Raw genomic sequence first — 8359 nt, 5'->3', positions numbered from 1 at the left:
AAGCCATCGGCGAGCATATCGGCAATCCAAATTCTTATGACTTGCTTTTGGACGCGCTAAAAAATAAGGCTGATAATTTGATAGATAGCAAAGATAGCGTGCGCGAAGTTTTTATCCACACTCCACGCCTTGAAATCCAAAAAAATGAGAGAATCCAACTTTTAGGCTTTAGCATTTTTAGTCAAGAAAATTGTAGATTTAGATTTGGGCAAGAAGTGGCAAAAATCGACTATGAAACGCCTGAAATTTTAGAGAAAAAATCACAGCTAGAATCCACGCGCAAAGCTATCGAGCTAGCCACCGCACAAATCAATCAAAACAAAACCGCCCTAGCCACAAGCGCAGATGAAAAAGAAAAAACCAAAATCCAAGCAAGCATCACCACGCTTGAGACGCAAAAAACCACAAAACAAAATCTAGCAAAAACGCAAGAAAACGAGCTAAAAACACTTATTGCCACGCGCAACGAAACCGCAATCCAAAATGGCGAAATCGTGCAAGGAAAAACGATGATTTATAGCCAAGAAAACGAGGGCTACCAACATATTTTATTTGAAGCAAAAAATGAGCTAGGCGAGTGGGTAAGCGACATAGTGCGCTTAGAAATTAGGGATATTTAAGATTTTTTTGCTTGCCAAAAAACAAAACTAAAATGATTTTATTCTTTACCAAAAACGGCTTTTTGCGCCTCTCTAGCCTCAAAAATAGCCTTTTCTTTTTCTAAAGATTCTCTTTGTTTTTGTAGCAACTCTAAATTTTTGCGTGTTTCTTTGCTATGAGTTTTTGCGATGTCGCTAAAACCTTTTGCTACCTCGCTTAAATCGCGCGAATTTTTTATCGTTTGTCGCAACAAAAAAAGCGTAAAAGTGATGCCTACAAGCCCACCGCTAATAAAACCTAGCATATAATTTAGATTCTCTTTATTTGCAACTATATCTGCCCACATTTTTATCCTTTTATCGAAAAATGCCAAACATTATACCCGAAACAATGAGAGAAAAAAGAAAAAACAAAATAAAAGAATCCATAAAGCCATCGAAAAAAGCACCCATAAAAACTCCTTTTAAGATTTTTGCGTGATTTTAGCGCAGATTTTAAGCCGTTTTAAAGTGGCTAAAAGCCACCTTGCAAAAAGCAAACAAACAATCTAAAATCAAAGCAAAAAAAGGATAAAAAATGAGTAATTTTATCAGTGTTTTAAACGACGCTATACAAAAAGGCTTAATCAAAACACCATACACACAAGATGAGCTTGAAAAACAAAAATACAACGACTATCAAAACGCACAACAAAATCTAGCACAAAGTGCTGACGAGGCGTTAAAAAAAAGCAAAAACACAGGCTTTTACTACGAGACAAACAACGAGGGCGACACGAGCATAAAAACAATAGGCAGCGATGATTTAAGCACGCCTGATTTAAGCACACCTAGTGAAAGCCTTTTCACAAGGCAATAAAAGACAAAAAAATGCAAGTTTTATCTAAAAGCCTAATAACATTTTGGCAAAATCTAGCCAAAACCTCCACAAAACAATCTAGCAAGCCCACACAAGCCACGCCAAAAAACACGCCTGCGCAAAAGCAAATCCACAAAGAACAGCGCGGAATCTACAATGTAACTTATAATGGCAAAAATGCCACTTACATAGATTTAGCAAATGATGAAGCGCGATTTTTGAGACTTAGCAAAGGTAATAAAAATAAAGGTGGCACGCACATAAGGCTAGAGCATAGCACAGATTCTAAGCAACAAGGCTATGTAACGCCTGATGAGGTCGCAAATTTAGGGCAAAACCTAAGGAATTATCTACAAACACACAAAGAGCCTTTTATCGATAAAAACGGAGCAAGAATCTATGAATGGCAAAAAGAAAATGTAAGATTTAGAGCAGTGATAAACAAGCCTAAAGAATCTAAGGGGGAGGGCAACTCTAACCTGCCGCAATTATCTAAACCCCTTAGCGATGAGATTATAACATTTTACAGCGATAGAAATCTAAAAAACGCAATGGATTTTAAAAATCCTGCGCTAAACCCAAACAAACAATTACCACAAAATACATTAGATTCTAATCTACAAACGAGTTTTACAAGGCAATAAAGGCAAAAAATGGAATTTTTATTAGCTTTTTTAGGTTTTGTAAGTGCGGTTTTTTTACTTTTTTTAAAGCCACAAGGATACAAAAAATGGCTTAAAAAGAAAAAAAAACTAGAAGTGCAAAAAATGCGACTTAAAGCCGAGCTAGCAAAGAGGATTCTTAGGGATAGAATCGCCTAATTTTTTATCCATCATTTCACATTCAGCGATAAAATTCGTTAGCTCCTCCGCGCTTAGATTTTCTAAATCATTTTGATTTTTTATGTTTTTTAAAATTAGCTTTTGCCTTTGTTTTATCCATTTTTTTTCCCAGCTTTTTTTCTTAATGCGTTTTATCAAAATTTTTGCAATTTTAGAATTTATGCCAAGCGCATAACCAAACAAAAAAGCCCACATTTCAGGCGAGCCGATAAAGTTTTTTAATGTTTGTAAAAATTCCATTAGCCACCTTTTATATTTTTTTTGTGTTTTGTAACATTAAAAAAAATATCTTACCACAACAAGAGACGCAATGCAAGTTTTATCTAAAAGCCTAATAACATTTTGGCAAAATCTAGCCAAAACCTCCACAAAACAATCTAGCAAGCCCACACAAGCCACGCCAAAAAACACGCCTGCGCAAAAATCCACGCCTCCCGCGCAAGCAAACACCACAAAAGGCAAAGGCTTTGTAATGCAAAAAAACACCACAAAGCCACAAAGCGACTATAATGTAGATATTAGTTTAGATGGCTGGATAAAACAAGTAGCAGGGATAAACCCAAGCAAACAAATCAAAGCCGACTTAGAATTTTTATATAAAAAACACCCCGAAACTTTTTCAAAGCCTAGCGAAGTGTATAAACTTATCCAAGAAGTAAAAAATAATCCACAATATTTTTATACAAACAATCAGCCAAATATCGCGCTTATGGGCAGGATTTTAGAAAATGGAAAATTAGGCAAAATAGGAATACAAAAAGATTATGCAAGTAAGTTTTTACAAGTTAGACACGCTACGACTACGAGCGCAAAAAAAGCAAACAAAGAAAATGCAAGGCTACTAAAAAAGAGTGATTATCCTTTAGTAGAGAGGTCAAACTCTACACAGCAAACTAGCACAAAAAGTGCGTTGCCAACGACCGATGGCGAAAAAACGCGTTTAAAAGATAATCAAAGCAATTTTAGCACAAAATCCCCACAAACACAAGGCGAGATTTTGCAAGAAAAAACACCATTTACAAGAGAATAACTATGGCAGTCCAACCAAACGCGCAAGGCATCGTCTATGCAGGGCAACAAGACGGACACGGGATGAGCATCGCTTATCGCCCGCGAGGACGCGGAGGGCATATCCCTAGCCCTAGTGAGTGCGAAAGGGCTGGGGATTTTTACTACAAACACACAGGAAAAAATTGGGATTTGCATGTAAGCAAGGGCAAAGGCGTATGTCGAGATAGACAACGAGACACGATTTATAATGGACACAGAGGATGGAAATACTTGCTAGAAATCCACTCTTTGCCCGATGAGCCGCTAGATATACCACCGCATATTATTGCTTACCACCTCCGCGATGTCGCGCACAAAATCACAGATTCTAACGCCTGCTTACCCAAAGGCTTAGTGAAATTTTTAGAAGTGTTAAGTTGGATTTTTATCATTGAACAAATGATTATTTCTATTGCTTTTACGATTTGCGCGACTATTTTTTCTTTTGGGACTTTGACGGTGCTGGGCGTAGGTATGATAATGGCAGTTGTAGGCATAGCCACGACACTTTTTCAAAGTTTTGTAGCTGACATAAAAATCGCGCAAAATTTAGGTGCGCAATATCGCGTAAATAGTTTTTCAACGGCATTGCAAAAAATAAATAATGACATTAGAAAAAGAAGTGCGCAAATATCAAATATGCTTATTTATCAACCTAGCGCGATGTTTGCAGGGGGGCAAGGCTATGAAATGGGCAAGGCTGGAAGTGAGAGTTTTTGCTACGCGCAGGCGTATGACCCAAATGACGCGCTTTTAGGCACAGCCCAAGCAAGTGAAATCGATGAACTATGCCAAAATCGTAGCCAAGTCAATCTAGCAGGTGGTGTTAGCTTTATGCAAAATCTTTTAGGCTTTGAGTTTTCTTTAGCAAGGGTTGAGATTTTTGATATGCAAAGCGAACAAGTAAGGCTACAAAATCAAATAAAAGAATGGAATTTACGCATAAATAGCTTTATTTCAGCGATAAATAAACAAGGCTTTTTTATGGCAGAAGGTGGAAGCTCCATAGACTCAGCAAAGCTCCAAGAAAGGCTAATCAATACACACATAAAGCGCAGGCAAAAGAATTTTTGCACAATGAGTATGCTACACGCCTTGCAAAGCTACAACAAAGGGCAAAAGTATAAAAATCCTACCGTGATGAATGATTTTGAAGCAAAAATGGATACAAAAGCAAAGCTAATGCAGGTTTTTGATGCGCAATATCAAATCTTTGAGCAGAGCTTAGATAGATACAGCACGCCCGCACACCAAGCCCTAGATTTTATCACTTTTATAAAGACAAATTTCGCACAAGTCAATAAATTTAAAAACGATGATGATAAAAAGTTTAGTGTTTATTTAGGTATAGAAAACTATATTAACCCAAAAATACGACACAGCGGGGATAAAGCCTTTAGTTACGAAGTTTTGCGAAATGACAAAAGCACAAGCCCAAGCTATCTATACACTGAAAGCGGAGGAGGCGACACGGATGGAGGTTCGTGGGAAGCGACTTATAAATATGATATTTTTGTTTATGCAGGGGGTAGCCCTAAAATCCCGCCATTTTTGCTAGGAAATCCTTATATTATTTGGGGCTGGATTTATAAAGACATTGACGCAGGGCGATTTAGTGGTATGCCAAAATTTGATATACAAAAAACAAGAGATACTTATATTACTTGTTATTGTGCAAAAAGAAGCAATAAATATCGTTTGGCGTATAGAAAATATGTATCTGATGATAGTGGGAGTGGCTGATGAAAATCTATATAGAAAAACACCCAGCAAACCCAAGCTATAATCATCGCAATTATGCGCTAACAAGCTATGAAAGAGAATTTGAGGAGCAAGACTACCCAAAGCGAAGCGACCATACTTTTGCTTGTGCGTTGCCAAAAGATATAAGCACGCTTAGCCCTAGTCAATTAGTGTTTTTGTATTTTGCTTATTTTAGAAATATGGCTAGAATCCCTAGCCAAATCGCAGGCATAGACTTTGCGCTAGTGGATAAAAAGCAAACCCAAAAACAAGAGAGAATCAACTTTGAAAACGAAATAGCAAGCAAGCAAACCGAATGCACCGATAAAACCGCCGAGCTAAATGAAAAAAAGCCACAGCGAGAATCCACCCTGCAAACCTTGCAAGCACAAGTCAAACAAACCCAAGATGAAATAAACGAGCTAAAAAAACTAAAAAAGCCCACACAAGAACAACAAGAAAGGCTAGCTAGCCTAGAAAAAGATTTGCCCGCGCTAGAATCAAAGCAAGACACCGCGCAAAAATCCCTCCAAAACCTTACCCAAAGGCTAGAGATTTTAGCGCGACTTTATGACATTACCACAGGGCAAGGCTTATGCGTGGATTTAGGCAATAACTATCCAAGTCTAAATATCGCGCTAGATAATACGGAAAATCTAGCCTATGAAATCCCCCTGCGAAAAAAAGAAACACAAGAGCTACAAAAAGAGCTAGAAAAACTAGAATCTATAAAAAATCCAAACGAGGAACAAAGCGCAAAAATCCAAGATTTACAAACCCAAATCAACGACTTAAACGAGCTAATCACGCAAAAACAATCCGAGCTAGAATCAAACACACAAGACGCACAAAATCTAAGCCCAAAAGTAGAATCCGCGCGTAAAGATTATGAGCAGGCTAAAAAAGATTTGGATTTTTTAGAAAAAAATCCGCTAAAAATTATCGAAACGCCCGAAAAAAGCGAGTAAAAGCAAAAAAAACAAAACAAAAAGACAAAGCAAGAAAAAATCTTAGCCACCTTTATTTTACCCCCGCTTTTTGTCTAAAATCTATGTATATTTTTTTTACGCACGCAAAAAAGCGCAAAAAACCCAAACAAAAGGCTAAAAATGCAAATATTTAAGCGACTAAAAGCCGAGCTAGCAAGCAAAGGCGAGGCGAAAAAACCCACACCAAAACCCCTGCCAAAATTTAGCATAACACAGCTAGAATCTATGTTTTTAGCTGACCAAAGGGCAAGCGAGCTAAGCATAAGAGAGTATAAAGAGGCAAAAACTTATTATCACGGCAACCAACTGCCCTTAGAAATCTATGCTGAAATCCGCGCACGAGGGCAAATGCCTTTAGTAGAAAACATTTATAAAATGATTGTAGATAAGATTTTGGGCTACAAAACGCAGTCTTTGCAAGAAATCAAAGTAAGCGGGCGACAAGAGGAGGACAAACCTTTAGCAAACTTGCTAAATGATATTTTAAAAGTCTTTAGCCAACAAAATAATTTTGACAAAGAAATCATAAAGCGCGATAAAGATTTAATGTTTGGTATGGCAGTATGCGAACTATGGGTAAAGCAAGATAATGGCGATAAAATCATCGACATAAAATCTTTGCCCGCAGATAGTTTTTTAATCGATAAATACTCCACCGATAAAAACGCACAAGACGCACGCAGGTTTCATAAAATCACAAACATAGATGAATCACAAGCCCGCGCACTTTTTGGGGAAAATATCTTGCTAGAGCAAGCCACAAACTCCGATGAAAAACGCGCAGAAGTGATTGAAAGCTGGATTTTTGAACGCTACTTAGACAACAAAGGCGAGCAAAAAAGCGCGTGGAATCGCTACATTTGGAAAAAATCCCAACTTTTAAGCTATGAGCAAAGCCCTTTTAAAAACGGCGAAAATCCTTTTATAGTCGCAAAATACAACATTGATGAAAATAATCAATGGTATGGTATGTTTAGAGACATTAAGCCTTTGCAAGATTATATAAATTTTGCAGAAAATAAAATCATCAATATGATGGGAAGTTTTAAAGTCTTTGTCGAGGAGGGCAGCTTTAATAATATTGATGAGTTTAAAAGGCAAGCAGGCAGTGATAATGCCGTAGTGTTTTTACGCGAGGGGAGCTTAAAAGAAAAACGGCTAGAATTTGTCCAACACCACGCAGCAATCAATGAGCTAAGCCAAAAAACCGCAGAGAAGCGGAATCTAGCCAAAATCCTAAGCGGGCTAAATGATGAAGCCTTAGGCGTAGCAATCAATCGACAAAGTGGCGTAGCTATCTCACAGCGCAGAGAAGCAGGGCTTATGGGCTTACAAGACTTTATCAAAAGTGGCGATGATATGGATAGGCTCATTTTTGAAAAAGCACTAGATTTTATCACGCATTATTTTGATAAAGAGCAGATTTTTAGAATCGTAGATAAAAAAACAGGCGAGCGATTTTTTAGCATAAACACCGATGAAAGCAATAAAATCAAAGTAGGCAAATTTGATTTAATCTTTAAAACCACGCTAAAAGCAGAGGGCAGAGAGGAACGCTTTACACACTGGGCTGAAATGATGAAAACTTTTGGACAAGTCCAGCCCGAGCTACTGCAAGGGATGCTGCCGCTTATGCTAAAAGATACCGAAAGCCCAATCGTAGCTGATGTCGAGGAATTGCTAGCACAAGTGGAGCAAAGCAAGCAAGAAGCAGCGCAAGCAAATGCCCCGCTAGAGCAAAAACAAGCTGAACTAAATCTAGCACAGCTAGAAGCACGAATCGCAGAGCTAGAAGCAAAAGCAGCAAAAAACCAAGCCCAAGCCGAACTAATCGCTACAAACGCGCAAAATCTAGCACAAAATCCACAGGGCAAAAACGATGACAAAGGGGGAGCAAGCATAAGCACAGGGGAAAACGCAGGACAAAAAGCTGGCTTAAGCGGAGGACAAGTCGCGCTAAAAAACGCAAGCGGAAGCTATGGCAAAATCGATATGAGATAGATTTTAGCCTAAGATTTTAGCCACCTTTATTTTTACTAGCATTTTTGTCTAAAATCCTTTGCAAACTAAAACTTAAACCCAAAGTTTAGCAGGGGTAAGATTTTACCCCCTTTTTATAAAAAACACAAAGGAGGCAAAGATGCCAAACACCAAAAACGAGCTACAAACACAAGAAAATCTACCCCAAAACACACAGCAAGAAGCCAAAAACGACACTGATAAAAATCTAAAAAACACACAAGAAGCACAAGACAACAAAGAAAAAGGCTTTTTTGC

9 protein-coding genes are annotated in these 8359 nt (G+C 38.0%); 7 read left to right on the top strand and 2 right to left on the bottom strand.

Annotated elements, in window-relative coordinates; genetic code table 11:
• Positions 1–620 (top strand): hypothetical protein (locus ACWIX0_RS12100; RefSeq protein WP_454174243.1); only part of this gene is annotated, 620 nt, incomplete at its 5' end.
• Between the two features lie 38 nt (positions 621–658).
• On the opposite strand, the gene ACWIX0_RS12095 is transcribed toward ACWIX0_RS12100, so the two are convergent.
• Positions 659–946, bottom strand: a complete 288-nt coding sequence (locus ACWIX0_RS12095; protein ID WP_454174242.1) for a hypothetical protein — start codon at positions 944–946, stop codon at positions 659–661.
• A gap of 230 nt (positions 947–1176) precedes the next feature.
• Here ACWIX0_RS12095 and ACWIX0_RS12090 point away from each other — a divergent pair, with 230 nt between their 5' ends.
• Positions 1177–1458, top strand: a complete 282-nt coding sequence (locus ACWIX0_RS12090) for a hypothetical protein (RefSeq protein WP_454174241.1) — start codon at positions 1177–1179, stop codon at positions 1456–1458.
• 11 nt (positions 1459–1469) lie between these two features.
• Positions 1470–2102, top strand: coding sequence for a hypothetical protein (locus ACWIX0_RS12085; protein ID WP_454174240.1), 633 nt, complete (start codon positions 1470–1472; stop codon positions 2100–2102).
• 141 nt (positions 2103–2243) lie between these two features.
• Here the strand turns inward: ACWIX0_RS12085 and ACWIX0_RS12080 are convergent, their stop codons facing one another.
• Positions 2244–2540, bottom strand: a complete 297-nt coding sequence (locus tag ACWIX0_RS12080) for a hypothetical protein (protein WP_454174239.1) — start codon at positions 2538–2540, stop codon at positions 2244–2246.
• A 70-nt stretch (positions 2541–2610) separates the two neighbouring features.
• On the opposite strand from ACWIX0_RS12080, the gene ACWIX0_RS12075 reads away from it, so the two are divergent.
• The 4 genes from ACWIX0_RS12075 to ACWIX0_RS12060 all read left to right on the top strand — a co-directional run bounded on the left by ACWIX0_RS12075 (position 2611) and on the right by ACWIX0_RS12060 (position 8083).
• Positions 2611–3330: a hypothetical protein gene (locus ACWIX0_RS12075; RefSeq protein ID WP_454174238.1), complete on the top strand. Its 720-nt coding sequence runs from the start codon at positions 2611–2613 to the stop codon at positions 3328–3330.
• Positions 3331–3332: 2 nt separating this feature from the next.
• Positions 3333–5093 carry a hypothetical protein gene (locus ACWIX0_RS12070; RefSeq protein WP_454174237.1) on the top strand — a complete coding sequence of 587 codons (1761 nt, stop codon included), beginning with the start codon at positions 3333–3335 and terminating at the stop codon, positions 5091–5093.
• Positions 5093–6061, top strand: a complete 969-nt coding sequence (locus ACWIX0_RS12065; RefSeq protein ID WP_454174236.1) for a hypothetical protein — start codon at positions 5093–5095, stop codon at positions 6059–6061. Before ACWIX0_RS12070 ends, ACWIX0_RS12065 begins: the two co-directional genes overlap by 1 nt.
• 141 nt (positions 6062–6202) lie before the next feature.
• Positions 6203–8083 (top strand): portal protein, encoded by a 1881-nt coding sequence (locus tag ACWIX0_RS12060; RefSeq protein ID WP_454174235.1) that lies wholly within the window; start codon positions 6203–6205, stop codon positions 8081–8083.
• Positions 8084–8359 lie beyond the last annotated feature (276 nt).

The organism is Helicobacter sp. T3_23-1059, assembly GCF_053654515.1.
Note: the sequence above shows the minus strand (reverse complement) of the source record. Positions and strands in the feature narration are given on the sequence as shown.